At 50.4% G+C, this 26,726-nt stretch carries 26 protein-coding genes and 1 other RNA gene; 4 read left to right on the plus strand and 23 right to left on the minus strand.

What is annotated here, in order from left to right:
* Positions 1–16 precede the first annotated feature (16 nt).
* The 18 genes from lpxC to rsmI form a co-directional block, all read right to left on the minus strand.
* Positions 17–934 (minus strand): UDP-3-O-acyl-N-acetylglucosamine deacetylase, encoded by a 918-nt coding sequence (lpxC, locus tag DEU29_RS07490; RefSeq protein ID WP_133539693.1) that lies wholly within the window; start codon positions 932–934, stop codon positions 17–19.
* Between the two features lie 116 nt (positions 935–1,050).
* Positions 1,051–2,241: a cell division protein FtsZ gene (gene ftsZ, locus DEU29_RS07495; RefSeq protein WP_133539695.1), complete on the minus strand. Its 1,191-nt coding sequence runs from the start codon at positions 2,239–2,241 to the stop codon at positions 1,051–1,053.
* Between the two features lie 43 nt (positions 2,242–2,284).
* Positions 2,285–3,517 carry a cell division protein FtsA gene (gene ftsA, locus DEU29_RS07500; RefSeq protein WP_133539697.1) on the minus strand — a complete coding sequence of 411 codons (1,233 nt, stop codon included), beginning with the start codon at positions 3,515–3,517 and terminating at the stop codon, positions 2,285–2,287.
* 6 nt (positions 3,518–3,523) lie between these two features.
* On the minus strand, positions 3,524–4,288 hold the full coding sequence (locus DEU29_RS07505; RefSeq protein WP_133539699.1) for a cell division protein FtsQ/DivIB: 765 nt from the start codon (positions 4,286–4,288) through the stop codon (positions 3,524–3,526).
* Positions 4,288–5,214: a D-alanine--D-alanine ligase gene (locus DEU29_RS07510; protein WP_133539701.1), complete on the minus strand. Its 927-nt coding sequence runs from the start codon at positions 5,212–5,214 to the stop codon at positions 4,288–4,290. The genes DEU29_RS07505 and DEU29_RS07510 overlap by 1 nt, the downstream gene beginning before the upstream one ends.
* Positions 5,211–6,683, minus strand: a complete 1,473-nt coding sequence (gene murC, locus DEU29_RS07515) for a UDP-N-acetylmuramate--L-alanine ligase (RefSeq protein ID WP_133539702.1) — start codon at positions 6,681–6,683, stop codon at positions 5,211–5,213. Before murC ends, DEU29_RS07510 begins: the two co-directional genes overlap by 4 nt.
* 13 nt (positions 6,684–6,696) lie before the next feature.
* Positions 6,697–7,794 (minus strand): undecaprenyldiphospho-muramoylpentapeptide beta-N-acetylglucosaminyltransferase, encoded by a 1,098-nt coding sequence (murG, locus tag DEU29_RS07520; RefSeq protein ID WP_133539704.1) that lies wholly within the window; start codon positions 7,792–7,794, stop codon positions 6,697–6,699.
* Positions 7,791–9,020 (minus strand): putative lipid II flippase FtsW, encoded by a 1,230-nt coding sequence (gene ftsW / locus DEU29_RS07525; protein ID WP_133539706.1) that lies wholly within the window; start codon positions 9,018–9,020, stop codon positions 7,791–7,793. Before ftsW ends, murG begins: the two co-directional genes overlap by 4 nt.
* Entirely contained in the window at positions 9,004–10,407 is a 1,404-nt protein-coding gene (murD, locus tag DEU29_RS07530; protein ID WP_133539708.1) for a UDP-N-acetylmuramoyl-L-alanine--D-glutamate ligase, read from the minus strand. Before murD ends, ftsW begins: the two co-directional genes overlap by 17 nt.
* A gap of 16 nt (positions 10,408–10,423) precedes the next feature.
* The gene (gene mraY, locus DEU29_RS07535) at positions 10,424–11,506 is read right to left on the minus strand and encodes a phospho-N-acetylmuramoyl-pentapeptide-transferase (RefSeq protein WP_133539710.1); all 1,083 of its coding nucleotides are present in this window, start codon (positions 11,504–11,506) and stop codon (positions 10,424–10,426) included.
* Positions 11,500–12,912 (minus strand): UDP-N-acetylmuramoyl-tripeptide--D-alanyl-D-alanine ligase, encoded by a 1,413-nt coding sequence (locus DEU29_RS07540; RefSeq protein ID WP_133539712.1) that lies wholly within the window; start codon positions 12,910–12,912, stop codon positions 11,500–11,502. The genes mraY and DEU29_RS07540 overlap by 7 nt, the downstream gene beginning before the upstream one ends.
* Complete coding sequence (gene murE, locus DEU29_RS07545) at positions 12,909–14,381, minus strand: UDP-N-acetylmuramoyl-L-alanyl-D-glutamate--2,6-diaminopimelate ligase (protein WP_133539714.1); 1,473 nt, start codon at positions 14,379–14,381, stop codon at positions 12,909–12,911. The genes DEU29_RS07540 and murE overlap by 4 nt, the downstream gene beginning before the upstream one ends.
* Positions 14,378–16,138: a peptidoglycan D,D-transpeptidase FtsI family protein gene (locus tag DEU29_RS07550; protein ID WP_432206876.1), complete on the minus strand. Its 1,761-nt coding sequence runs from the start codon at positions 16,136–16,138 to the stop codon at positions 14,378–14,380. The genes murE and DEU29_RS07550 overlap by 4 nt, the downstream gene beginning before the upstream one ends.
* Positions 16,129–16,446, minus strand: a complete 318-nt coding sequence (gene ftsL / locus DEU29_RS07555; RefSeq protein ID WP_133539716.1) for a cell division protein FtsL — start codon at positions 16,444–16,446, stop codon at positions 16,129–16,131. The genes DEU29_RS07550 and ftsL overlap by 10 nt, the downstream gene beginning before the upstream one ends.
* Positions 16,439–17,383 (minus strand): 16S rRNA (cytosine(1402)-N(4))-methyltransferase RsmH, encoded by a 945-nt coding sequence (gene rsmH, locus DEU29_RS07560; RefSeq protein WP_133539718.1) that lies wholly within the window; start codon positions 17,381–17,383, stop codon positions 16,439–16,441. Before rsmH ends, ftsL begins: the two co-directional genes overlap by 8 nt.
* Complete coding sequence (mraZ, locus tag DEU29_RS07565; RefSeq protein ID WP_133539720.1) at positions 17,383–17,841, minus strand: division/cell wall cluster transcriptional repressor MraZ; 459 nt, start codon at positions 17,839–17,841, stop codon at positions 17,383–17,385. The genes rsmH and mraZ overlap by 1 nt, the downstream gene beginning before the upstream one ends.
* A 187-nt stretch (positions 17,842–18,028) precedes the next feature.
* Positions 18,029–18,382, minus strand: an RNA gene (gene rnpB / locus DEU29_RS07570) — RNase P RNA component class A.
* Between the two features lie 40 nt (positions 18,383–18,422).
* A complete protein-coding gene (gene rsmI / locus DEU29_RS07575; protein ID WP_133539722.1) occupies positions 18,423–19,304 on the minus strand; it encodes a 16S rRNA (cytidine(1402)-2'-O)-methyltransferase in 882 nt (293 codons plus the stop codon).
* Between the two features lie 76 nt (positions 19,305–19,380).
* On the opposite strand from rsmI, the gene DEU29_RS07580 reads away from it, so the two are divergent.
* From DEU29_RS07580 to dolP, 4 genes are read left to right on the plus strand one after another with little or no spacing between them, the layout of a single operon-like run.
* Entirely contained in the window at positions 19,381–21,216 is a 1,836-nt protein-coding gene (locus DEU29_RS07580) for a penicillin-binding protein activator (protein ID WP_166635893.1), read from the plus strand.
* Between the two features lie 2 nt (positions 21,217–21,218).
* Positions 21,219–21,569 (plus strand): YraN family protein, encoded by a 351-nt coding sequence (locus DEU29_RS07585; protein ID WP_133539726.1) that lies wholly within the window; start codon positions 21,219–21,221, stop codon positions 21,567–21,569.
* Between the two features lie 2 nt (positions 21,570–21,571).
* A complete protein-coding gene (locus DEU29_RS07590) occupies positions 21,572–22,120 on the plus strand; it encodes an SIS domain-containing protein (protein WP_133539727.1) in 549 nt (182 codons plus the stop codon).
* Positions 22,120–22,707 (plus strand): division/outer membrane stress-associated lipid-binding lipoprotein, encoded by a 588-nt coding sequence (dolP, locus tag DEU29_RS07595; RefSeq protein ID WP_243734514.1) that lies wholly within the window; start codon positions 22,120–22,122, stop codon positions 22,705–22,707. Before DEU29_RS07590 ends, dolP begins: the two co-directional genes overlap by 1 nt.
* A 13-nt stretch (positions 22,708–22,720) precedes the next feature.
* Here the strand turns inward: dolP and DEU29_RS07600 are convergent, their stop codons facing one another.
* From DEU29_RS07600 to petA, 5 genes are all read right to left on the minus strand, one after another.
* A complete protein-coding gene (locus DEU29_RS07600; RefSeq protein WP_432206877.1) occupies positions 22,721–23,155 on the minus strand; it encodes a ClpXP protease specificity-enhancing factor in 435 nt (144 codons plus the stop codon).
* A 19-nt stretch (positions 23,156–23,174) separates the two neighbouring features.
* A complete protein-coding gene (sspA, locus tag DEU29_RS07605; protein WP_133539729.1) occupies positions 23,175–23,795 on the minus strand; it encodes a stringent starvation protein SspA in 621 nt (206 codons plus the stop codon).
* A gap of 73 nt (positions 23,796–23,868) precedes the next feature.
* The gene (locus DEU29_RS07610) at positions 23,869–24,603 is read right to left on the minus strand and encodes a cytochrome c1 (RefSeq protein ID WP_133539730.1); all 735 of its coding nucleotides are present in this window, start codon (positions 24,601–24,603) and stop codon (positions 23,869–23,871) included.
* Positions 24,603–25,868 carry a cytochrome b gene (locus DEU29_RS07615; RefSeq protein ID WP_133539732.1) on the minus strand — a complete coding sequence of 422 codons (1,266 nt, stop codon included), beginning with the start codon at positions 25,866–25,868 and terminating at the stop codon, positions 24,603–24,605. Before DEU29_RS07615 ends, DEU29_RS07610 begins: the two co-directional genes overlap by 1 nt.
* Positions 25,868–26,458 (minus strand): ubiquinol-cytochrome c reductase iron-sulfur subunit, encoded by a 591-nt coding sequence (petA, locus tag DEU29_RS07620; protein WP_133539734.1) that lies wholly within the window; start codon positions 26,456–26,458, stop codon positions 25,868–25,870. The genes DEU29_RS07615 and petA overlap by 1 nt, the downstream gene beginning before the upstream one ends.
* Positions 26,459–26,726 lie beyond the last annotated feature (268 nt).

Here is a 26,726-nt window from a genome sequence, read left to right on the forward strand (position 1 = left end):
GGCTACCGTAAATACATTAAGCCAGGCTTGGCGCCCAATAGGTGATTGGAGACTCGGCTTCAGCGTCATCAAATGTTACAAATTCCCAGGCTTCCTGCTGTTGTAACAGCGCTTGCAGTAGCTGGTTATTTAACGCATGCCCCGATTTGTATGCACGTAAGTGGCCTAAAATACTATGCCCACCCATATACAGGTCGCCAATCGCATCGAGCATTTTATGCTTAACAAACTCGTCGTCGTAACGCAGGCCATCAGTATTCAGCACACGGAACTCGTCTAACACCACGGCATTATCGAAGCTCCCGCCCAAGGCAAGATTGTTCTTACGCAAATACTCGATATCTTTCATAAAGCCAAAGGTACGCGCGCGGCTGATCTCTTTGATGAAAGCGCCGCTGTTGAAGTCCATTGACACTGCCTGACCCGTCTCAGCAATGGCCGGATGGTCAAAGTCGATGGCAAAATCAATGCGGAATCCATCGTAGGGTAGCAGTTCCGCCCATTTGCCATCTTCCTCTTCAACACGAATTGGCGATTTGATACGAATAAACTTCTTCGCCACAGACTGCTCTTCAATCCCCGCACTTTGTAGCAGGTAGACAAAGGGATGTGAGCTGCCATCCATAATCGGAATTTCGTGTGAATCGACTTCGATAATGCAGTTATCAATACCGACGCCGGCAAGCGCAGCTAATAGGTGTTCAACGGTCGATATGCGAACATTCTGTTCGTTTATCAAACACGTACACAACTGTGTGTCCCGCACCCAATCGGCTCGCGCAGGAATATCCACCGCCGGGTCTAAATCGACACGGCGAAATATCAAGCCAGTGTTTGCGGGTGCCGGGCGCAACGTCAAATTGACTTTATTGCCCTTGTGCAGCCCAACACCGGTCGTTGAGATCGCTTGTTGTAATGTACGTTGTTTTACCATTAGCTAAACTCACCTCTTTAAACAGCGACTGGCTATACTCAACGTCAATGCCAGCGCGGCCGCATAGTATACGACATTTGTCATGGTGCAAGCAAATTTTGCTTATTTTTTACGCATCAATCGACTTGTTTGCGCAAAAATGCCGGAATATCTAAATAATCCAGCTCTTTATCCTGCTGCTTTTTAGGCGCAGTTTTACGAGCTGCCTCGGCCTGCGGTTCCGCTTGTTGCTCCTCGACTTCTTCGTAACGCGGTGCTGCAGCGCTGCGATCAAGGTCTGCACGGTAACTTGGTGCCGCATCGCGCTTGGTAGCCTGACCGCTGTTTACCAGCGAGATATCAGGTTTGCGCTCAGCACCTATACCTGTGGCAACTACAGTAACACGCAACTCATCAGACATTTCGGTATCGATAACAGTACCCACAATGACGGTCGCATTATCAGAAGCAAAGGCTTTAACCGTATTACCTACGGTTTCAAATTCGTCAATGCTCATATCCATGCCGGCAGTCACGTTAACTAATACGCCGCGCGCACCAGAAAGATCGATGTCCTCAAGCAGCGGACTGTTGATTGCCATTTCAGCCGCTTCCTGCGCACGGTCTTCACCGCTGGCAACACCTGTTCCCATCATCGCGGTGCCCATTTCTTTCATCACCGCACGCACGTCGGCAAAGTCGACGTTGATAAGGCCCGGACGCGTAATCAGCTCAGCAATACCTTGTACCGCACCCAATAACACATTGTTAGCAGCACTAAAGGCATCCAGTAATGACGTACCCTTACCCATCACTTTGAGCAATTTTTCGTTTGGAATGGTGATTAACGAATCAACACTTTGCGACAAGGCGTTAATACCCTCGTCAGCAACTGCCATGCGCTTTTTACCCTCAAACGGGAACGGCTTAGTAACCACAGCAACCGTTAAAATACCCAGTTCTTTGGCGACTTCCGCAACCACTGGCGCGGCACCGGTACCTGTACCGCCCCCCATACCAGCGGCGATAAAGACCATATCCGCACCTTCTAATTGTGCTTTAATCGCTTCGCGATCATCTTCAGCAGACTGGCGACCCACTTCCGGGTTTGCGCCTGCGCCCAAGCCCTTGGTAATTTCACCACCTAACTGAATGGTGACATCGGCAGTATGGTTACGCAGTGCCTGTGCGTCGGTGTTAGCAGCAATAAACTGCACACCTTCGATAGACTCTTTAACCATGTGTTGTACGGCGTTTCCGCCACCACCACCAACACCGATGACTTTTATGACGGCTTCACTTTCGTAATTATCCATCAGTTCAAACATAAGATTTCTCCCTACCTGCTTTTCTTATTGTGCTACCCCAGCGTTAAAACTCACCTTTAAACCAGCTTTGGACTTTTTGCCAAAGACCGATCACGTCAGTTTTACTGCTTTCCTTTTGCACCGCCGTCGTACTCTCCTGCCCATAGCGTAACAGGCCAACCGCGGTCGCATAAACCGGATCCTCTACATAATCTTTTAAGCCCTTAACATTAAGTGGCTTACCGATGCGCACCGGCATCTGAAAAATTTCTTCTGCAAACTCGACACAACCCTGCATTTTGGCGCTACCACCGGTAATCACCACGCCGGCAGCAATTTGCTCGTCTAAGCCGCTCTGTACGATTTCGTCGCGCACCAGTTCAAATAACTCCTGGTAGCGTGGTTCAACCACCTCCGCCAGTGTGTGGCGTGACATCATGCGTGCCGGTCGGCCGCCTACCGATGGTACTTCGATGGTATCTTCCATACTGACCATTTGCCGCAACGCGCAGGCATGCTGTGTTTTAATCTGTTCCGCGTGATTGGTTGGTGTGCGGAAAATTTTAGCAATATCACTGGTGACCTGATTACCCGCAGCCGGGATAACCGCTGTGTGTCGCAACACGCCGCCGGCATAAATACAAATATCAATGGTTCCGCCGCCCAGATCCACCAGTGCCACGCCAAGGTCTTTCTCATCATCGGTTAACACCGAGATACTCGACGCCAATGCCGAAAAAATCAGTTTGTCTACCTGCAGTCCACAACGCTCAACTGCTTTGGTAATATTTTTTGCCATATCGTTGGCACACGTAATGATGTGAACTTTCGACTCCATGCGCACCCCTGACATGCCAATGGGGCTACGAATACTTTCCTGCGAGTCGATAACATATTCTTGTGGTAACACATGTAATATGCGCCGCTCTTTAGCAATCGGTACCGACTGTGCAGCATGGATAACATTATCAACGTCATCCTGAGTTACTTCGGCTTCGTTAATTGGCACCATGCCACTTTCGTTCTGGCAGGAAATATGGCGCCCGGAGATATTTAAAAATACCGAGGCAACACGGCAGTCTGCCATCAGTTCCGCTTCGTCAACTGCGCGCTGGATAGACTGCACCACTAAGTTAAGGTCATTAACCCCGCCTTTATCCATACCCCGGGCCGTCGTCACGCCTACCCCGACCACGCTAATTTCATCATCCGGCAGCAGTTCGCCGATGAGCGCGGTAACCTTACTGGTTCCGATATCCAGCCCTACTACCATTTGACGTTCTGTTGCTTTCGACATATTGATTTAGCTCTCTTTTTGCTCTTGTTTGCGCCAACTCACTGCCGCGCCGGTATCGTACCGCAAATCAACCGTTGCTAACGCGTTTTGTTCACTGTTTTTATGCGCTTCGATTTGCGGTAGCAAATCAATAAAGCGTTTAATTCGTTCTAACGTTGCCTCACGTCCAAGTTTTAACTCGATACCATTACCAAGCACCACACTCACTGCAAAACGTTCGGTCAGGCGCATCGCTGTCACCGACATGCCATTAACCTCTAGCATCTGCTGCACTCGGTTAAACTGTTCCAGCGTCGTTTCTACCGCGGTTTCCGGACCGAACAAGCGAGGCAATGGTTGCGCCAGTTTGTCGCTGTCCAGAGCTGCTTTAAACACATCGCCCGATGCCGTTACCAAACGGTCATTATTCCAATAGGCCAGCGGTTCTCGCTCGGTGATATATACCGAAAGCCGGTCCGGCCAAACTTTACGCAACGACGCTTTAGCTACCCAGGGCAACTGTTCTACCCGCTGCCGCAAGGCATTAACATCCGCGGTAAAAAAGCTGCCCAGCGGTTGTCGAGTCAATGCCGCACGTACTTCGTGCTCACTTAACTGCTGCAATTCTCCCTGCACGTTTAAACGTGCCAAGGGTACCTGTTGCTCATCCTTAAGCACCGTAATCAATTTCGCCAATCCCAGCCCAAAGGCGACCAATGTCACTATGCAGGTCAATAAACCGAGCCAAAAATTCCAACTCGGTAATGCACGTCGATTGACCTTGACGGACATCAGGCCTCCAGCGTCTGCGCCAAAATCGCCTCAACCAGTGCTGGAAAATCCATGCCCCGGGCTTGTGCCGCCATCGGAACCAGACTCTTTTCGGTCATACCCGGCACGGCATTAGCCTCTAGCAAATACCATTGGCCCTGCTCATCGCGCATGGCGTCAATACGACCCCAGCCATGACACCCCAAGGCATCGAATGCTTGTACTGCCAGCGTTTGTAACTGCTGTTCGTCACTATCATTTAAACCCGCCGGGCAGTGGTACTGAGTATCGGTCGCTTGGTACTTAGCATCAAAATCGTAAAACTCATGCGGTGTCTGTAGCCGAATCACTGGCAGTGCCTCTGCACCTAATAGTCCAACGGTATATTCTTTGCCCACAATCCAACGCTCAATCAACACCTGCTGGTCATAGTTGAATGCTTGTGACAGCGCTTGCGCCAGTTGCTCAGCATTGTTCGCCACGCTCATGCCAATCGACGAACCTTCGTTCGCAGGCTTAACAATCACCCGTCCGCCCAATTGATGAAGAGTCTGGGCACAATCAATATCGGTATGCTGGGGCTCAACGCTAATGCTGGCGGCAACCGGCAGTCCCATCGCCTGCCAAATTTGCTTCGTTCGAACTTTGTCCATGGCCAGTGCACAGCCAAGAATACCGCTCCCGGTATAAGGCAATCCCAGCGTTTGTAATGCACCTTGCATACTGCCATCTTCACCACCGCGACCATGCAAGGCGATAAACACCCGCTCAAAGCCCTGTTCAATCAATTGCTGCACCGGCTGCTCAGCGGGGTCAAAGGCGCTGGCATCGATACCGCGCTCTGTTAATGCCGCCAATACTGCAGCACCGGATTTTAACGACACCGCTCGTTCGGCTGAACTGCCGCCCATCAGCACTGCTACTTTACCAAAGCCCTTAGCCATCAGCGCCGCTCCTGTTCCAGTACATCAAACGCCAGACGCTTGGCCAGTGCACCAATATTGCCAGCCCCCTGAGTTAACAGCAGGTCATTAGGCTCGAGCATATCGCCAATAACGTTAACCAGTTCATCGGGCGAGCTCACATAAACCGGTTCAACCTGCCCGCGCTGACGAATACTACGACTCAACGAGCGGCTGTCGGCACCGGTCACAGCTGCCTCTCCGGCGCTATAAACTTCCAGCAATAACAGTGAATCCACCTGTGACAGTACGTTAACGAAATCTTCATACAGATCACGTGTACGCGAATAACGGTGCGGCTGAAATGCCATCACTAAGCGTTTGTCCGGCCAGCCCTCACGAGCTGCTTTTATCGTAGCCTCCACTTCCGACGGATGATGGCCGTAATCATCGACTAACATGACACTACCGCGTGCTTTTTTCTCAGCCGGCCATTGCGGCACAACAAATTGTCCATAATGCTGAAATCGACGGCCTATCCCTTCAAACTTATCCAGTGCGCGCTGCAACGCCGTATCAGGTACACCCTCGTCAGTCGCTACGGCAACAGCAGCCAGCGCATTCAAAACGTTGTGGCGCCCCGGCAAATTAAGCACTACAGCTAATGGTTCGTGGCCATCACGCAATACCGTAAAGCGGCTTTGGCCGCCTGACTGTTGATAATCTACCGCCCTTACATCCGCTTGTTCGTTAAAGCCATAAGTGATCGCCTGGCGACCAATGCGTGGTATCAGTTCGGCCACCACCGGATCATCAGTACACATAACGGCCAGCCCGTAAAAAGGCAGGTTATGTAAGAATTCAACGTAGGTATCCAGCAGTTTGCTAAAGTCACCTTCGTAGGTGTCCATATGGTCTGCTTCGATATTGGTTACCACTGCCACCATGGGTTGCAGATGCAAAAATGAGGCATCGCTTTCGTCTGCTTCGGCAATCAGGTATTTACTATTACCCAGCCGCGCATTAGCGCCGGCAGAGTTCAACAAGCCACCGATGACAAAGGTTGGATCAAGCTCAGCTTCGGCAAAAACGCTTGCTAACAGCGACGTAGTGGTCGTTTTACCGTGAGTACCGGCAACTGCAATACCGTGTCGAAAGCGCATCAATTCAGCTAGCATCTCGGCGCGACGCACAATCGGTAAGCGCTGCTCTTTAGCCGCCTGCAGCTCCTCATTGTTGGGGTTAATCGCGCTGGACACTACCACCACACTGGCCTCTTCAATATTGTGATGGCTATGGCCAATGACCACATTGGCTCCCAGCGATTGCAACCGCTCGGTATTGGCGTTGGTGGCAATATCAGAGCCCGAGATGCGGTAGCCTTGATTTAATAACACCTCAGCAATACCGGCCATACCGGCCCCACCAATACCAATAAAGTGAATACGTTTAACCCGGCGCATTTCCGGCACGTTCACTATGGTAAAAGGTTGCTGTTGTGCTGTTACTGTCATTTTATTTCACCTGCTACGCTGCTCGGTTCCGAGCGCTATCAATACATTTTTGCGCCACATTAAGTGCCGCCTGCGGACTTGCACACTGACGCGCGAAGCGCGCCATTTTCCACAGTTGGTCAGGGTCTTGCAATAAACTTTGCAGCTGCTTTGCAAGTTGCTCTGCAGTTAGTTCGGCTTGTGGCAGCAAAAGTGCAGCTCCAGCGTCCACTAACACGCGTGCGTTAGCTGTTTGATGGTCATCAACTGCATGTGGTAGCGGCACAAAGATTGCCGGCTTAGCTAATGCTGCAAGCTCTGATACAGTCAGTGCTCCGGCCCGGCAAATGACCAAATCCGCGTTGCAATATGCGCTTGCCATGTCGTCGATAAAGTCGCTAACCGAAAGGCTATGTTGCTGATTCCCGGCCCGGCTAGCGTACCCCTCCCGCACTGCAGGACTATTCCCTTCACCACACTGGTGTACCACGTTAACGGGCATGGCCAGTTTTGCTGTAGCTTGGGGCAGTACGTCATTTAAGACCTTGGCGCCCAAACTTCCGCCGACCACAAGAATCGACAGTTTTTCTGCCGTTTCGCTATTATTTTCTGCTGCTTGCAAGGCCAACCGTTCAATCTCTTCGCGCAGCGGATTACCAACCAGCTGTGCCTGCTTTAACGGTTTTTTAGCAAGCGGCAAACCCAGCATTACTAGCGACGCAATGGGCGCTAATAGCCGCGTTGTCATGCCCGCTACCGCATTTTGCTCGTGTACCAACAGCGGCACACCGGCCCAGCGCGCGGCCATACCCATTGGCGCACAAACATAGCCACCAAAGGTCAATACCACGTCGGGTTGTAATTGCTTTAACAATGCCCGGCACTGACGCACGGCCGACAGCAACGTCCACGGAGCTTTAAGCAAGCGCTTGGCTCCATGACCGCGCACGCCGGTCATACTAACCTGATGTAAAGCAATACCGTTGGCCGGCACCACTTTCGCTTCCAGTCTGGCTTCGCGGGTACCCACCCAGTCCACCTGCCAGCCCTCAGCAATCAACTTTTTCGCTACCGCCAATGCCGGGAACACATGCCCGCCAGTGCCTGCTGCCGCGATCACGATGCGCTTCATTCAGCACCTCCACGCGGCGTTACTTTGCGCCCTGACATACGACGTTCGTGATCAATACGCAGCAGAATCCCTACCGCCATCGCTGACACCACCAAGCTAGTGCCACCGTAACTAATCAACGGCAAGGTTAAGCCCTTGGTAGGTAAAGCGCCGGAGGCAACACCAATATTGACAAATGCCTGCAAACTAAACCAAACCCCAATACCGTACGCCAGATAGCCCCCGTACCGCTGTTCTATAGCCAGGCAACGGCGACCGATGACTAACGCGCGACTAACCAGCATAAGCACCAGGCTAATTACAGCAACAACACCAATAAAGCCAAGCTCTTCGGCAACTACTGACATAATAAAATCGGTATGCGCTTCGGGCAGGTACTGCAGTTTTTGAATACTATTGCCCAGCCCCAGACCACTAAACTGCCCCTGGCCAAAGGCAATAAGCGACTGCATTAATTGATAACCTGCGCCAAATGGGTCTTTCTCAGGCTCCAGGAATGTCAGCATTCGCTGCATCCGGTAGGGCTCGACAATAATGAGCAGAATCAATGCCAGCATAAACGTAATGAATACACCAAAGAACTGCCATAGTTTGGCACCGGCTAAAAACAGCATCGCGATAGTGGTCGCCGACATCACTGCGACAGTACCAAAGTCAGGTTGCATCAACAGCAGCACAGCAGCAATGAACAGCAACGCCAGCGGCTTAATAAAGCCTTTTAATGCTTCGCGGATCTCTTCTTCGCGACGCGCTAAATAACTCGCCATATAGATATAGAAAAACAGCTTGGCCAGCTCCGCCACTTGTATCGTGATCGGGCCCACTTTTATCCAACGCTGGGCACCGTTGACCGAATGTCCCGCCACCAGTACTAACACCAGCAGCGCCAGACCCACCAGCAACAGCTTGCCGCTATGTTGTTGCCAGGTTTGCATCGGCACCGCAAGTGTCAGTAGCAACGTAATTAGTCCGGCAACGACATAAACCGTATGGCGTATGGCAAAATGGAACGGATTACCGGTTAACTTTTCGGCCGTAGGGAGTGAAGCCGACGCAACCATCACGAAGCCGAATAGCAGCATGGTGATGGCTAACGTTAGTAACACCCGGTCGTAGAGGCTGCTGGAATAGCCCGGCCATAGCCAGTCCCGCAAAGCCAGTAAGGGGTTACGACCCGCAGCGGCAGCCATGTTAAGGTCGAGCTGCTGCTCATGCGCTTTGCTCATAACAGGCCTCCACCAGTTGCGCAAACTGCTCACCGCGCTGTTCAAAGTTGGCAAATTGATCAAAGCTAGCGCACGCAGGTGATAGCAGCACCATATCACCGCTTTCAGCTAACGAACTGGCCAGCCTTACCGCTGCGCTCAGGTCATTAAGTTGACGAGAGCCATTAAACAAGCGACCAATTTTAGGTCCGTCCTCGCCAATCGTTAGTAATACATCAACCTTGCTAAGGGCTGTGGTTAACTCAGTAAAGTCAGCGCCTTTACCAACCCCGCCGGCAATAACAATTAACTTACCGTGCACGATGGGCCGCATGCCTTCAATCGCGGCTTCGGTAGCGCCCATATTGGTCGCTTTAGAATCATTAACCCACTTAACGCCGTCACGTTCTTTGACTAACTGACAACGGTGCGCGAGCCCGTTAAATCGGGTTAAATGGCGAGCTGCTGCGTTCGGCTCAATATCAGCGGCCATGGCTAACGCAATGGCAGCCTGTGCATTGAGCAAATTATGAATGCCCTGCACACCAAGTTGATGCGCACCCAGCAGCAAGCGTCCGTTATGGGTTATCCAGGTTTCTTGCTGATGCTGAACCAAACCAAAATCTTGTGCTGCTGCGTCTGCACCAAAAAATCGCTGAACACAGCCGCTAGCGGCATTTACCGGCTGGCAGTCAGGTTGTTGGCGATTAATGACATGCTGCGCTGCGCGCTGGTATATACGTAATTTTGCGGCAGCGTAATCCTGCATGTCGCCATACCGGTCTAAATGGTCAGGGCTCAGGTTAAGCACCGTTGCCGCTATGGGAGCTAAGGTTTCAACCGTTTCCAGCTGAAAACTTGAAAGCTCCAGCACATAAAGATCAGCGCCTTGCTCCAGCGCATCAAGCGCCGGCAACCCGATATTGCCTGCAGCAATAGCCTTAATACCCTCTTGTTGGGCGATAAATTCAACCATTCGGGTAACCGTTGATTTGCCATTAGAACCGGTAATGGCGATGACGGGTTTATCAACCTGCTGTGCGAATAATTCAATATCACCCACAACCCGAACACCCGCTTGTCGCGCCAGCTCTAATGATTCATCGCGGGCATCGATGCCCGGACTCAGCACGATGACATCAGCAGCCAGCGTATCTTCAAGTCCCCATGGACCACAGATGACCTGCTCGTTGCCAAGTAACTGTATAGCTTCGTCTTTACCCGGTGCGTCGGCGCGTGAATCAAAAACATTTACCTGTAATTGTCCTGCTTCGATACGGCCGCTGAACTGGCGCAATAAAAAACGCAATACCGAGCAACCGGACTTACCTAAGCCCAGCACGGTTACTTGCTCTATCTGTTGCCAGTCTATCCGAGGCGGGAGTTGTTGCCCGCTAGCCGCTGCCATTATGAGTTCCTTATTGCTATCTCAGTTTGAGTGTTGCTAAGCCAATCAGTACAAAAATCAATGATAAAATCCAAAACCGCACGATTACCCGGGGTTCAGGCCAGCCTTTTAATTCGTAGTGATGGTGTATGGGTGCCATTCTGAAAATGCGCTTACCACGCAACTTGTATGAACCGACCTGCAACATGACCGAAACGGTTTCCATAACAAAAACACCGCCCATGATAAACAACACCAGTTCCTGCCGGACTAATATGGCCACAACGCCCAAGGTTGCGCCCAGCGATAGCGAGCCCACATCACCCATAAAAACCATCGCCGGATAGGTGTTGAACCACAAAAAGCCCAAGCCCGCACCGACGATCGCTGCACACACCACCAACAACTCGCCGGATAAAGGCAAGTGAGGGATTTGCAAATAATCGGCAAAATTAATATTACCCGACGCGTATGCAAATATGCCCAACGCGCCAGCAACCATGATAGTCGGCATAATGGCGAGGCCATCCAGGCCATCGGTTAAATTAACTGCGTTACTGGTACCGACAATTACGAAGTAACCTAACAGCAAATACATCAGCCCCAGCTGTGGTGCTACGTCTTTAAAAAATGGCACTAACAAGGCGGTTTCTGCAGCCATCGAACTGGACCAGTAAAGGTAGACAATGGCGACACTGGCAATAACCGACTGCCAGAAGTACTTCCACTTCGCAATTAGGCCTTTAGGGTCTTTACGAACGACTTTTCGATAATCATCAACAAAACCAATCAGTCCGAAACCCATAACCACAAACAGAACGACCCACACGTAACGGTTGTCGAGATCAGCCCACAATAAGCTTGAACCCACAATCGCAACTAAAATGAGTACCCCACCCATGGTTGGTGTACCGGTCTTACTTAAATGGCTCTGCGGGCCATCATCACGTACCGTTTGTCCTATCTGCAGACGTTGTAAACGGGCAATCATCCACGGCCCCAACCACAATGACAGCACTAGGGCTGTTAACACGCTTAATATGGCTCGCAAAGTCAGGTACGAAAACACGTTAAACGCGCTCTCGAATTGCGTCAGGTATTCAGCCAGCCAAACTAACATGCGTGTTGGTCCTCCGCTGCGGATAAGGTTATTTGTTGTTTTAACGCGTTTACTACGCGTTCCATTTGAGCCGAACGCGACCCTTTAACCAACACTGTGACCACTCGGTCGCTATGCTGTTGTGTAATGTTCTGTAAAATCGCTGCCACCAACTCATCGACTGACGAGAAATGACGCCCGCCCTTACCGTTAAAGACCTCACTTGCACTCTGACTCAGCACGCCTAAGGTGTATAAGTTATCAATGTCGCATTGCAGCGCGTGGTCACCGATTTCCTCGTGATAAGCACGCGAATCAGGACCCAGTTCCCCCATATCACCCAACACCATGATGCGGTAACCCTTATAGCCGCCGAGTAAGTCAAGTGCGGCCTTAGTTGATGCAACACTGGCGTTGTAGGTGTCATCAATCAAGCGCACCCGCTCGCTTAACTTACTGGTGGTCAAACGACCGGCAACGGGTTGAACGGCTTCAAGCCCGTTGATGATATCCACTAAACTAACTCCTAGTTCATAGGCTGCTGCACTTGCAGCAAGGGCATTAAGCACATTGTGCCGGCCGCTTAACTGCAAGCTAATGGAGGTGTGGTGTTCAAATAGATTTAAACTAAACGATGCACAGCCTTCGTCGTCCAGCTTCACATCGGTCGCATAAACATCAGCATTGTTATCCAGTCCAAACGTATGCCAACGCTTGCCTTCCCGATTGCGTTGCCAACACGGCAAAAATTCAGAGTGTATTGTTGTTATTGCCAAACCATCTTCCGGCAAGCCCCGGAATATCTCGGTTTTTGCTCTTGCAACACCCTGTATTGAGCCAAATCCTTCAACGTGGGCTGCACTCACGTTATTCAATATCGCCACATCGGGTTTGGTCAGCGCCGTGGTGTAAGCAATCTCACCGGGATGATTCGCACCGAGTTCGATAACGGCATACTCATGTTCGGGGGTTAAACGCAATAACGTTAATGGCACCCCGATGTCATTGTTAAAATTACCCTGAGTTGCCAACACTGAGTGGCGCTGCGACAAAATCGAAGCGAGCATCTCTTTAACCGTTGTTTTACCGTTACTACCAGTGATAGCAACTGTTTTAGGCCCGACTTCGGCTTTAACGGCGGCACCCAACTGCCCCAGTGCGTAGCGGCTGTCTTCCACAATTAGCTGCGGCACATCAACGTCGGCGGGCTTTTCACAAATAATTGCCCTAGCCCCCTGAGCCGCAGCTTGTTGAATAAATTCATGTGCATCAAAGTTATGCCCGCGCAAGGCAATAAACAACGCACCCTGGAGCGACTTTCGGGTGTCAGTGCTGACCGTATCAACAACTATCGATACCGCGTTATCAGTACCAATAATCCGGGCATCAATTTTTTCTGCAATCCACTGCAAGCTTACATTGATCATGCGCAATCCCCCCGCAGCCAGTCTGCTACTATGGCACGCTCGTTATAGTCAACCTGTTCGTCACCGATAACTTGATAGTCTTCATGCCCTTTGCCCGCCAATAAGACCACATCGTCGCTGCCGGCGCGCGCAATCGTGTCTAACACAGCTTCGCGTCTGCCGCGTAAAACACGGGTTCGTTTTTGGTTTCCGGTACCGGCTAGAATGTCGGCAATAATTTGTTCTGGAGGTTCTGTTCGAGGGTTATCATCTGTAACCACAACCTCATCCGCATATTCCACTGCAATCTGACCCATTTGTGGTCGCTTGCCACGATCGCGGTCGCCGCCACAACCGAATACGCACCACAACTTTCCGCGACAGTGCTTACGCAGAGCTTGCAGTACTTGTTGCAGAGCATCCGGCGTGTGGGCATAGTCGACAACAATTAATGCAGACTGACTGTTTTGAAAGGCTTCCATTCGGCCTGGTACCGGCTGCAGCTGACTACAGGCGTCAGCAAGTTTTGTTAATGCCTCGCCCTGGCTAACGCCAACCGCCAGCGCCGTCAGTAAGTTATAAACATTGAATTGGCCCAGTAATGGCGAGTGCACTGCCGCCGTTTCCTGTTCACCATCGGCGCGTGTGTAAACGGCGTCAAATGCGGTACCATCGGCATGGTAACGAATATTAGTTGCGACTAGCGAGGTCCCCTCTGGCGTTTTAAAAAGGCTGGTTGCAATAGCTTTCGGATTATCGTCACGCCATTGCTGCAACATCACATCGTCAACATTAAGTACTTGCCGGTGCGAATCAAAATCGGTAAACAAACGATATTTAGCGCGCACATAATTATCCATGGTGCCATGATAATCGAGGTGGTCACGGCTAATGTTGGTAGCCGCTACCGCACTAAAGGTCAGTGCCTCTACCCGACGCTGCACCAACGCATGCGAAGATACCTCCATGGCAATCCACTGGGCACCTTCAGCAACCAGAGTCGCCAGCCGTTGCTGCACGGTAACAGCATCAGGCGTGGTGTGCTTTTCCGGCAATAAATGGCCAATTAAGCCACTGCCGGTGGTTCCTATAACGGCTGCCTCGTAACCAATAAGTTTGGCTAGCTGCGCAACCAGGTGGGTCACTGATGTTTTACCATTAGTTCCTGTTACCCCAATAACCCTTGCTCGCTGCGAGGGGTGCTTAAAAAAGCGCCCTGCAATTGTCGATAGTTGTTCTTTAACGGCCGGCATTCTTATCACCGGTACGTTGTGTTGGTATGCTATCGCAACCGATTCTGCCTCTGCCAACACGGCGGCAGCGCCGCTTTCGATCGCCTGTTGAATAAAGTCACGGCCGTCAGATAAATAGCCGGGTACCGCAACAAACAAATCGCCATTGGCGACTTGTCGGCTATCTAATTTAATACCACTGACGGCGACTTGCGGCAGTGGCTTGTGAATCATTGCTAGTAGTTGGCTCAACATCATGGCGCCGACCCTCCCATGCTGGCGGCCTTCATTGGCTCGTTGTGCAAGTTATCGGGGGGAACATTTAATAAGCGCATGGTTTGGCCGACAATTTCCGAAAAAACCGGCGCTGCCGCCGTACCACCATAATAATCATCGGTACCCGGCTCATTAATGGTCACAACCACTACTACTTCCGGGTTCGATGCCGGCGCTACACCGGCAAATAAAGCAACATATTCGTCGCCGTAACCGCCTGCGGCTCGAATTTTCCGGGTAGTGCCCGTTTTACCAGCAATACGATAGCCGGGCACCTTAGCCTCTTTTGCCGTACCGTCGCTGACAACGCGCTCCATCATTCGTAAAACAGCGCGAGTGTTATCCGGGCTAAATACTTGTTCGGCCGGAAGCGGTGACTCTTGTCGGAAAATCGTTAACGGACGCAACATTCCGCCGCTGGCGATAGTAGTATAGGCGCGCGCCAGTTGTAGCGTGGTGGTCGACAAACCGTAACCGTAGGACAAGGTCGCCAATTCAAAATCTGACCAGCGACGACGATTACCAAATAGCCCCATACTCTCGCCCAGCAATGACACCCCGGTATCGTTGCCAAAGCCGACGTCAAAATATGTCTGTAGTAATTTATCGACGCCAAGTTCCAGCGCAATATTAGTGACACCGACATTCGAGGAATGCTCTAAAATACCGCCCAGACTTAACTCCCCATAGTTGCGTGGGTCACTGACGCGGCGACCGCCAATTCTCAGCCAACCCGGGCTGGTATCGATGCTATCGCCGGCCTTATAAAGGCCGTTTTCGAGCGCACTCAAGACCACCAGTGGTTTAACAGTGGAGCCCGGCTCATAGCTATCGGTAATCACCCGGTTTCGCATTTTAAAGCTTTGCAAATCCGCGCGATTGTTAGGATTAAAGGACGGGCTATTAACCATGGCCAGAATTTCGCCGGTATCGACATCGATGACCACCGCACTACCCGAGGTTGCCTGATTGTAGCGCACGGCTTTTTTCAACTCGGTGTAAGCAGTAGCCTGAATTCGTTGATCGATACTTAAGGTTAATTGTTTAGGTTGTTGGGCTTCAGTCTGGCTGATCTCCTCAATAACCCGTCCTTGCGCATCCTTGCGATAAACTCGTTTACCGGGCGTACCGGTTAAATGTTCGTCATAAAGTAGTTCAAGGCCTTCCTGACCCTGCCCGTCTATGTTAGTGATACCCAGTAAGTGAGCACTAATTTCGCCGGTAGGATAATAACGGCGTGATTCGGTTTTCAAGTACACGCCGGGGATGTTTAAGTCGCGAACGTATTCAGCCTCGCTGGGAGTAACCTTACGTTGCAGGTAAACAAAACGCCGCTCAGGATCGGAGACTTTTCCGATAAGCTCATCACGGTTCATACGGAAAGTTTCTGCCAATGCTTGCCAGCGACTGGTATCAGCAAGCGCATTATGTTCAGCAATACGCTGCGGATCAGCCCAGACTGTCTCAACCGGCACACTGACGGCCAGTTCACGACCATTGCGGTCGACGATCATACCGCGCTGAACACTAAGGCTGGCTGATCTCAGTGAGCGCATATCGCCCTGCATCGAGTAACGTTCAGGGCTAATAACCTGGATATAGGCCGCTCGCGCTATCAGTACGCTGAAAACAGAAAACAACACGCCGACAGCCACATAAAAGCGCCATTGGGTGCCAACAGGCTTGGTATTTTTGCGGTTACGTTTAACCGCTGGTTTGCGCCGCGGTGTCATTGCCATGGTACCACCACTTCGCGTTCCGGCGTAACTTCAACCATACCCAGCTGTTCTTGCGCAATACGTTCTACACGGCTGTGTTCAGTCAACGCATTCTGTTCGATCACTAAATGACGCCATTCACGGTCAAGCAAATCTCGCTGAGATAGTAATTGATCCCGGGCAGACGTTAACTGACGATTTTGATGTGCGATATAAATGACCGTCAATGCGGTTGCAATAACCAACAACATTAATGCGATCACATATTTATAGCGCCGCAAATCTTGCAATAGCATAACCGGTAAGGCTGGATAGCGTTGCTTAGCCATGAGCTAGTCTCCTCGCTATACGCAACACCGAACTGCGTGCTCGCGGGTTATGCTGAAGTTCAGCTTCGCTTGGCTTGATTGCTTTACCGACTAATTGCAGTGAGCGATCTTTATTTAATTCAGCCTCTGTCAGGGGTAACCCTGCCGGAACCTGTTTGCCCTGACTATGATGACGCATAAAGCGCTTCACAATGCGATCTTCAAGACTATGAAAACTTATCACTACTAGCCGGCCATCTTCTTTTAACGCCCGCAGCGATGCATCAAGCGCTTGTTCAATTTGTTCTAGTTCGCGATTAATATGAATCCGAATAGCCTGGAATGAACGCGTTGCCGGGTGTTTATGACGCTCTTTGTTCGGTGCCACGCGGCCGATTAGGTCGGCCAGCTGTTTGGTTCGGGTAAAAGGCTCCTGGTCACGGTCGTGAACAACAGCGCGGGCGATTTTACGCGCAAAGCGCTCTTCCCCATACACTTTCAAGACATAAACAATGTCGTCGAAGCTCGCTTTATTCAGCCACTCAGCTGCGGTTTCTCCGCGACTGGTATCCATGCGCATATCCAGTGGCCCGTCACGCATAAAGCTAAAACCGCGTTCGGCATCGTCGAGCTGTGGTGACGACACCCCTAAATCAAACAAAATGCCTGTCACTTGATGCTCAAGCTGGTGCTGAGTTATGACATCTGCTAACCGGGAGAATGGCGTGTGAATAATGCTAAACCGCGGATCATCTATTTGTTCAGCGGCGGCTATCGCTTGAGGATCTTGATCAAGTGCAATAACACGTCCGCTTTCGCCTAGTTTTTGTAACAACGCACGGGTGTGGCCACCGCGTCCGAACGTGGCGTCAATATAGGTGCCTTGTGGATCAATCACTAGTGCAGCGATGGATTCTTCCAGTAGCACCGAAACATGTTGCGGTGTCGTTGTTGTCATTATAATGAAAAATCTTCCAAGCGCTCATTCAAGATAAATTCGCCGTCGCGCTCGACATCCATATCCTGCGCGATTTGGTCGTGCCACGCGGCCTCGTCCCAAATCTCAAATTTGTTTAATTGCCCAACCAGCATTAATTTTTTATCTAGTCCTGCATGCTGGCGAAGTGGTGCAGAGAGTAACAGGCGACCATTTTTATCCATTTCACAGTCGTCTGCATGGCCGAGCAAAAGCCGTTGTAGCCGGCGTTCTGCTGGGTTCATACTGGATAATTGCGTCAACTTTTTCTCGATGATTTGCCATTCCGGTAACGGATACAACAATAGGCACGGTTGCTTAATATCAATCGTGCATACCATTTTACCTTCGCAGTCGATAGACAAGGCATTTCGATACTTAGCAGGTATCGCTAAGCGGCCTTTGCTGTCCAGACTGATCGTTGTAGCCCCTCGGAACATGATCCTCACCTGATCATTACGATCCACTATTATCCACAAATCCCCACAATGTTACAGTCTAGGTAGTTAAAGTTCCCACTGTCAAGTTAAAAACCACGCAAATAGCAGGCTTTTCGCGGGCTTTTCGAATCATTTACGACAAGTGGTTGAAGGGTAAAGGCATTTTAAAGAAGTAAAAAAGAAGAAGGAGGGAAGCCCGCCGATAAGCCGGGTTCTGTCGTGGACAATCATTCATCTAGCGATCACGTTGCCATGATCGTCAAGCAGTCTACCCGGGTTCAACGCGGGCCGCGCCAAAGAACCCCTATTTGACCTTGCTCCGGGTGGAGTTTACCGTGCCGTGAACTGTTACCAGCCACGCGGTGCGCTCTTACCGCACCCTTTCACCCTTACCTGTGCCGCAAGCGGCCATCGGCGGTATACTCTCTGTTGCACTAGTCGTCGGCTTGCGCCGCCCAGGCGTTACCTGGCACCCTGCCCTGTGGAGCCCGGACTTTCCTCCCCTCATGCATGCATGAGCAGCGATTGTCTGGCAGGCTTCCCAAGCGCGCAATCATACGCACTGTAGCGACAGAGCTCAATCAATTATTGAGGTTTTTAAGTCCCCACTGGTACAGTGCATTTTTTCGCTCGTCATAAAGCTGCGCTACGATCGCTGCCGCTTTTTTTAACGGTAATTCCTGTACCAATATCGCCAACGCTTTTTGCGCCTGCAGGTCAGGTTGATCGTCAGCGTCGACCGGCGCCACATAACCACTGATAATCAGCACCATTTCGCCACGCTGCTGGTTAGGATCGTCGGTCAGGCGTTGCAAGAGTTGTGAGGCATTACCATATAAATAGGTTTCGAATTGCTTTGTCAGCTCTCTTGCTAACACTAGCTCGCGGCCATCACCCAGCGTCTGATAAATATCCTCAAGGGTGTGCATAATACGATGTGGTGTTTCATAAAACACCATAGTGCGCGATTCTTCAGCCAGCGCCGCCAGCTGTTTTTTGCGTTGTTGTGGCTTAGCAGCCAAAAAGCCCTCAAAGCTAAAGCGGTCAGTCGCGACCCCCGCACCACTCAAGGCAGTGGTAATAGCACAAGGCCCGGGTAAGGCAACAACCGGTAAACCCTGCTGCCGACAACGGCTGACAATAATATAGCCGGGGTCACTAATTAATGGTGTGCCGGCATCACTGATCAGTGCAACATTGAGTCCGTTGCTTAATAATTCCATGACCGCTGCGGTCTTTTGCTTTTCGTTGTGTTCGTGTAAAGCAATAAGCCGGGCTTTAGAACCAACCTGTTGTAACAACGGCTTACTATGGCGAGTGTCTTCGGCAGCCACATAGTCCACTTCAAGCAGTGTTCGTATGGCACGCTCGGTCATATCGCTTAGATTACCGATAGGCGTTGGCACAATATAAAGGGTGCCGGGATTGTTTTGCGCTTCTTTTACACTCTGCTGTGCGGACATGGATGCCTTTGTTTGTTTCAATCAACCTAAGCATTATAGTATCATTCCGGTTAAAACTTTGGCAGAGGACAAACCCGTGACGGCTAAATTAACAACCCAAATTATGCGGTTAGCGCTGGCCTTATTATGCGTTCCTCTGCTGACGCAATGCTCCAGCGTTGAGCGCGCGGAAAAATCAACACCCCAGCAGCAACAACCTGCCACTGTTGAGGACAGCGCACAGACAACTGACAGAACCGCAGCTGATTGGCTGCAACAAGCTGCGGCAGGGGACTCAAACATCGACCAGCTACGCGCCCTGTTAAATGCCTCCGAGGCCTTCCAACAACAGCAACAGTGGCAACACGCTGCAGCAATTCTTAGCCAAATTGAGACAGCGCAGTTAACTCGCCAGGACAACGCGCGCTTCAAATTGATGCAGGCACGATGGTTTGCATACCAGCAACAGTGGCAAACGGCTATTAGTGAGCTGGAACCGCAAATACAATATTTTCAGACCCGGGAACGACGCTTACAGGGCCTTTCAATACTCGCCAAGAGTCATGCCGCATTAGAACAGTATTGGCAGGCCAGCCAGGCACAAATAGAAGCCGAACAATATAATGGTAATGCCTCTCCGGATCAGAGTCGGGCAGCCATCTGGGCCTATTTACGACAGGCCCGGGCTGACGAACTGCCCGCCACACGACCGTTAGCAAATCAACTAGCTGGCTGGTGGCGGTTAGCTAAGCTGTTCCACCAGCATGCGAGTAAGCCCACGTTATTAGCAGAATCTTTGCAACAATGGCAATCAAGTTACCCCGACCACCTGGCTGCTGACATGGTAGCAACCTGGCTGCAACAGCCTTGGCAAGATGCGAGCCATGTGGTAGCGCTATTACCTTTAACCGGCGATTACGCTAAACAAGGCATTGCAGTGCGCGATGGATTGCTGGCAGCGGCCAGCAAAAACGATTTGTCCGTAAGCTTTATAGACACCCAAACGACTCCGCTCGCTGAGCAGCAATCTGCCATTATTGAAGCCGGAGCAACACACATCGTTGGACCGTTATTAAAATCGCAGGTAGAGCAATGGAAAAATCAGCCGTTACCGGGGGTTTATCATTTATTGCTCAACGAAACCACGGTGCTCCCTTCCTCGATCATCGGTGCTGAACTGATCGAGTTTGCACTGGCACCTGAGGATGAAGCGCGACAATCGGCCCGCTACTTAAGCCGGCAGAGTATATTGACACCGCTAATTTTAGCTGCCAGCAGCCGCGGTAGCGAGCGTGTGGTGGAAGCTTTTCAGCAGCAACGCGAGTTATTAAATCAACAGCCCGCCGAGCTGGGCTGGTACCAAAGCCGTGACCAGATGCAAGCCGTGGTCGAACAAAAGCTGGGTATCGAAGCCAGTAAACAACGTATCAGAGAAGTCAAAATTGCTGCGGGTAAAATAATTGTAGACGAGCAAGAGCGCAGTCGAGCTGACCTCGACGCAGTTTATTTACCCGGCAACCTCGCACAGGTCAGACTGCTTAAGCCATTTATCGACGTGAATTTGTCACCCTTTGCACCACCGCTAACGGTCTATGCCAATTCCGATGTGCATCAACGTGCTAATCGCTTTGGCGATGCCGATTTACAGGGCGTAGTTTTTACCGAAACTCCGGGACTATTAAACAGAAACGGCGACAGTGAAAGCGTTGCGCAATGGCTTAACTTGCGTTCAGACGCCAACCTCAACGAAGCACGACTATTTGCGATGGGCTACGACAGCATTCCACTACTAAATCATTTAATGGCATTAATACGCTTCCCGGGGGTTCACTACCGTGGTGTTAGTGGCACACTTCAGGTACCCTTCGGTCGGGTTCAACGCACGTTAGATTGGGCTACCTTTACTCGAGAGTCCGTTCAAGCAATCGAGTAACTATGTCCAAAAAAGCCAAAGGCAACCGAGGCGAGGAAAGAGCTGCAGCCTTCCTGGTCGAAAATGGTTTGCGTATTGCCGCGCGTAATTTTCGTATTGACGGCGGAGAGATCGATATTGTCGCGACGTCGCCGGCAATGTTTATATTCGTTGAAGTTAAGTTCCGCAGTGAAGGAAGCTATATTGATGCCCTGGAGCGAATCAGTCCTGCACAGACAGCAAGAATTCGCTTTACCGCGCAGCACTATTTATTACAACACGGTCTAAACCAACATCAACTCAGATTACGATTTGATGTAATTACGATAACAGGGCCGAATGCGGACCTTTATTGGCTCAAGGATGCTTTTTAATCATGCAGTCAGAACAAGTGAAAACAGTTTTTACCGAGAGCATACAGACGCAGATTTCTGCCGTTGAAAGCCTTTCCGATATGCTTGAGGATACGGTCGGCTTACTCGTCAACAGCCTGCTTAACGGACAGCGGCTGTTCGTTCAGGGGAATGCATCGTGCCGCTGGATTAGTCGTCACTTTGCCGAGCAGATGAACAGCGGGATGCGTTTGGAACGGCCGGCTTTTCCGGTTATCCCACTGCAAAACTATGGTCACCAGCAGGTGGCCTCTTTGGGTCAGCGCAATGATATTTTAGTGGTTATAGCAGCAGCAGAAGGCGACGATAAGGCACTGCTCGAAACGATGGAAGTAGCACTAAGCCGCGAGATGATTATTGTTGCCTTAACCGGGCAGAATAATGAACTGGTGTCGGGTCTGTTGGGCGCTGACGATATAGAAATACAAATACCGTCACAAAACCCTGCACGCGTACTAGAGCATCAATTACTGATCTGTCATTGCCTTTGCGAACTTATAGAACAAACAATTTTTCCACAGGAGCACGACTGATGACAAAGTGGCTAACTAAACCTTTAAAGACAGGCTTCATGGCGGTTGCAGCGTTGGTTATGCTAAACAGCTGCGCGGTCGTAGCAACCGGCGCAGCAGCCGTTGGTATCAGCTCTGTTACTGACCCCAGAACTATAGGTAGCCAGTTAGATGACCAAACTATTGAAATGAAAGCCAATGCAAAATTAGGCAATGATGAACAACTTGGTGACTACCGTTTACGCGTTGTCAGTTATGACCAACAAGTTTTATTAATTGGCCAGGTTCCTAATGATGGCATGCGCCAACGAGCAGAAGAAGTTATCGCAGATACTAACGGTATTGAACGCATTTTTAATCAAGTTCGGGTTAGTTCGCAAGCTGGACTGTCGGTGCAAAGCAACGACGCCTGGATTACCAGTCAGGTTAAGCTCAAACTCGCTGCTAACGAACAGGTCAGTGCCAGCGACATAAAAGTTGTCACCGAAAACAGTGAAGTGTTTTTATTGGGAATCGTCGGCCGCGCGTCTGCCGAAATCGCTGTAAACATTGCCCGCAATGTTAAAGGCGTGAGCCGCGTAGTTAAGGCATTTAAAGCGCCACGTTAAATGGCGCCTTATGCTATTTAATGACTTTTAGATTGGGTCTTTTTGACTTGTTTTTTTCTTCGCTCTGGCCTGTGCCGCCTGATGACTCTTCAGGAGTCTCGTCGACTGGCATTTTGTCGAGTTGCGGCTCAGCCTCAAACATTGCGCCGGCACCATTCTCGCGAGCAAACAACGCCAGTGCAGCAGTCATCGGCACGATAACTTCCATCGGCTGGCCACTAAAGCGTGCATTGAAGCGAATCGCATCATCCAACAACTGCAAGCCAACAACAGCCGATGGTGAGATGTTAAGCGTTATCTGACCATCTTTGACAAACTGTTGAGGTACTTTGGTACCTACAATGGTTGCATCCACAACTAGATGAGGCGTGAGCTGGTTATCAACGATCCAATCATAAAGCGCTCTAAGTAAATAGGGCCTCTTAGGTGTCATTTCTGATACTTTCATCATCACCTCGATTAGTGTTTTAGCGTGCCAATTCTTTCTCGGCTTCGGTTAACGATTCCTGGAATGTTTTACGCTCGAAAACACGGATCATATAGGCTTTGATATCCTTAGAACCCTGACCGTCTAATTGAATACCATAAGCCGGCAGACGCCATAACAGCGGTGCTAAATAGCAGTCAACCAAGCTGAACTCTTCGCTCATAAAGTACGGCGAATCAGCAAAAATGGGTGCCAAAGACAATAGTCCCTCTTTTAGTTCCTGCCGCGCAGCATTATCGCCTGCGAGTATCTTATCGGCCAACGAATACCAGTCACGCTCGATACGATGCATCATTAAACGGCTTGTTCCACGCGCTACCGGATAAACTGGCATCAGTGGCGGGTGCGGGAAACGCTCATCCAGATATTCCATGATGATATGTGCATCGTAAAGCACCAATTCACGATCAACTAACGTCGGCGTCGCATCGGAGTATGGATTCAGTTGAATCAAATCTTCGGGACGTTCGTCTCCTTCAACGTAACTAATTTCTACTGTCACGCCTTTTTCTGCTAAAACTAAGCGAACTTGGTGACTTTTCAAGTCGTCCCGACCTGAATACAACGTCATCACTGAACGTTTATTTGCTGCAACCGCCATTTATTTCTCCAGATAATATCAACGGCAAAAGGGTGGCAAGCCACCCTTATAAACCATTACTCAACGTGCCGAATTACTTAAGATCTCGCCAGAACTCTTTCTTCAACAGCCAAGCTAAAATGGTGAATACCAATAGGAAACCAAAAGCAAACCAACCCATACGGCGTTGCTCCAGTAACATCGGTTCACCCATATAAACTAAGAACGAAGTCAGATCGAGCATCGCTTGATCGTATTCGCTTTCAGTTAATCGACCCGTGCCGTCAGCCTGTATGCCGGCGTACACTTGTTTCATTTCACCATCAATACGGCGTTCTTCGTAAGTCTCTGCAGGCATGCCCTGCAATTCTTCCAATACGTGTGGCATGCCGACGTTAGGAAAAACGGCGTTGTTAACGCCAAACGGACGACTATCATCTTTATAGAACGAACGTAGATAGGTGTAGATCCAATCTGCTCCGCGAACACGCGCAACGTTAGTCAAATCCGGTGGTGGATTACCAAACCAGTTGCCTGCAGCCTCCGGCGACATATTGATAGTGATCAAGTCACCCGCTTTGTCTCCGGTAAACTGCAAATACTTTTCGCCTAACTCTTGCGGGATTTCCAAATCACTAAACATACGGTTATAACGCGCATATTCCAGTGAGTGGCAGCCCAGGCAATAGTTCATGTACAACTGCGCACCGCGTTGAAGCGAAGCCTTATCGTGCAAATCTACTTTTGCTTCGTCTAACGGTACAGTTGGTCCCGCCGCAAACGTTAGCGACGGAATCAAGGTGATAAGAGCGATTAACAGTTTTTTCATTATGACGTCACCCTTTCTGGTACCGGTTTCGTTTTCTCGCGTCGACTGTAAAAGAACAGGAACACGAAGAAGGCGAAATACAGGAATGTGAAGATTTGCGCAAACAACGTTGCCACCGGCGTCGCTGGTTGAGTACCTAAGTATCCCAGCACCACAAAACTGATCACAAAGTTAACCAAGTTCAATTTGTGGAACATCGAACGATAACGAATCGAACGTACCTTGCCGCGGTCAATCCATGGTAGTAACGCAAGCAACACGATGGCCGCGAACATCAGGATAACGCCCAGCAGCTTGTCCGGCACCGCACGCAGAATTGCATAGAACGGCGTGAAGTACCATACAGGTGCAATATGCTGCGGTGTCTTCAACGGATTCGCTGGTTCAAAGTTCGGCGGCTCAAGGAAGAACCCGCCCATCTCCGGATTAAAGAAAATCACGTAGCAGAAGAAGAACAGGAAGATACCAATACCGATCAGGTCCTTAACGATGTAGTAAGGATAGAAAGGAATCGCATCGACGATGTCGTACTTCTTGGTAAACCGTTCGTGGAACTTAAATTTAGGTTTTTCTTCGTCCGGCACCGAGCCTTTTGGTTTCTTAATCGCGACACCATCAGGGTTGTTAGAACCAACCTCATGCAACGCAATAATGTGCAGAAATACCAAAATAACCAGAACCAACGGCAATGCAATAACGTGTAGAGCGAAGAAGCGGTTCAGAGTCGCTCCCGAGATAACATAGTCACCACGAATCCACAGTGTCAGATCGTCGCCAATAACAGGAATCGCACCGAACAGGGAGATAATAACCTGAGCACCCCAGTAAGACATTTGTCCCCAAGGCAACAGGTAGCCCATGAAGGCTTCTGCCATCAGTACCAGGAAGATAAACATACCGAACAACCACAGTAACTCTCGTGGTTTCTGGTAAGAGCCATACATCATCCCGCGGAACATGTGCAGATAAACCACCACGAAGAACGCAGACGCCCCGGTGGAATGCATGTAACGGAGTAACCAACCGTACTCAACGTCACGCATGATGTATTCTACCGATGCAAAGGCGCCTTCAGCACTTGGCACGTAGTTCATGGTAAGCCAAACACCTGTCAGAATTTGGTTTACTAACACCAACATCGCCAGCACACCAAAGATGTACCACATGTTGAAGTTTTTCGGCGCAGGATACTGAGCAAGGTGGATATTCCACGTCTTGGTCATCGGGATGCGTTCGTCCATCCACTGTATAAATTTGTTAGCCATTACGCTTGCCCCTTCTCTTCGCCAACTAAGATGGTGTTGTCATCTACGTAGTAATGAGGCGGAACCACCAGGTTCAATGGTGCTGGTACGCTTTGGAATACACGGCCGGCGATATCGAACTTGGAGCCATGACACGGGCAAAAGAACCCTGACGCAACGCCTTCGACGTGCTCGCCCATACCGCTTTGATAATAAGTCGGCGAACAACCCAAGTGCGTACAAATACCAACGGCAACAAAGAATTCTTCTTTGATGGCACGGTATTTATTAGCAGCGTATGAAGGCTGCTGTGGTTCTTGCGAATCAGGATCGCGTAAGCGGTCTGCGATGCCATCAAGTTCTTTCAGCATCTCAGGCGTACGACGTACGACCCAAACAGGTTTGCCTCGCCATTTAACACGGATCATCTGACCCGGCTCGGCCTTCGCGATGTTTACTTCAACCGGCGCTCCGGCGTTTTTGGCTCTCGCACTAGGGTTCCAGGAAGCAATAAAAGGAACGGCAACTGCCACCGCTCCAGCTCCACCGACAACCCCCGTCGCGACCGTCAAAAAACGACGGCGGCCTTTATCTACAGGCGCATTGCTCATCCATTTATTCTCCAGTTTTGGACGCTCCGCGGTGCATCGCCGCGAAGTCGGGAATTAGCTGCTGCGTTATCCGCCATACGGATTACAAAAAATGCCTTAGAATGATAAAGAAAACCCACAAAATTTACAAGACAAAAGGCGGGGCACGCCGTTGTTTATAGATTGCGTTAAGCGCAACGAAGCACCTGCAACAGGAAAACGCTTTTATTCGGCCTCGAGGGGGTCTGGGTCAGGAACCGCTCCAAGCACGTCCGTGTGGCTTGTGTCC

The organism is Idiomarina aquatica, from assembly GCF_004362895.1.
Classification (GTDB): domain Bacteria; phylum Pseudomonadota; class Gammaproteobacteria; order Enterobacterales; family Alteromonadaceae; genus Idiomarina.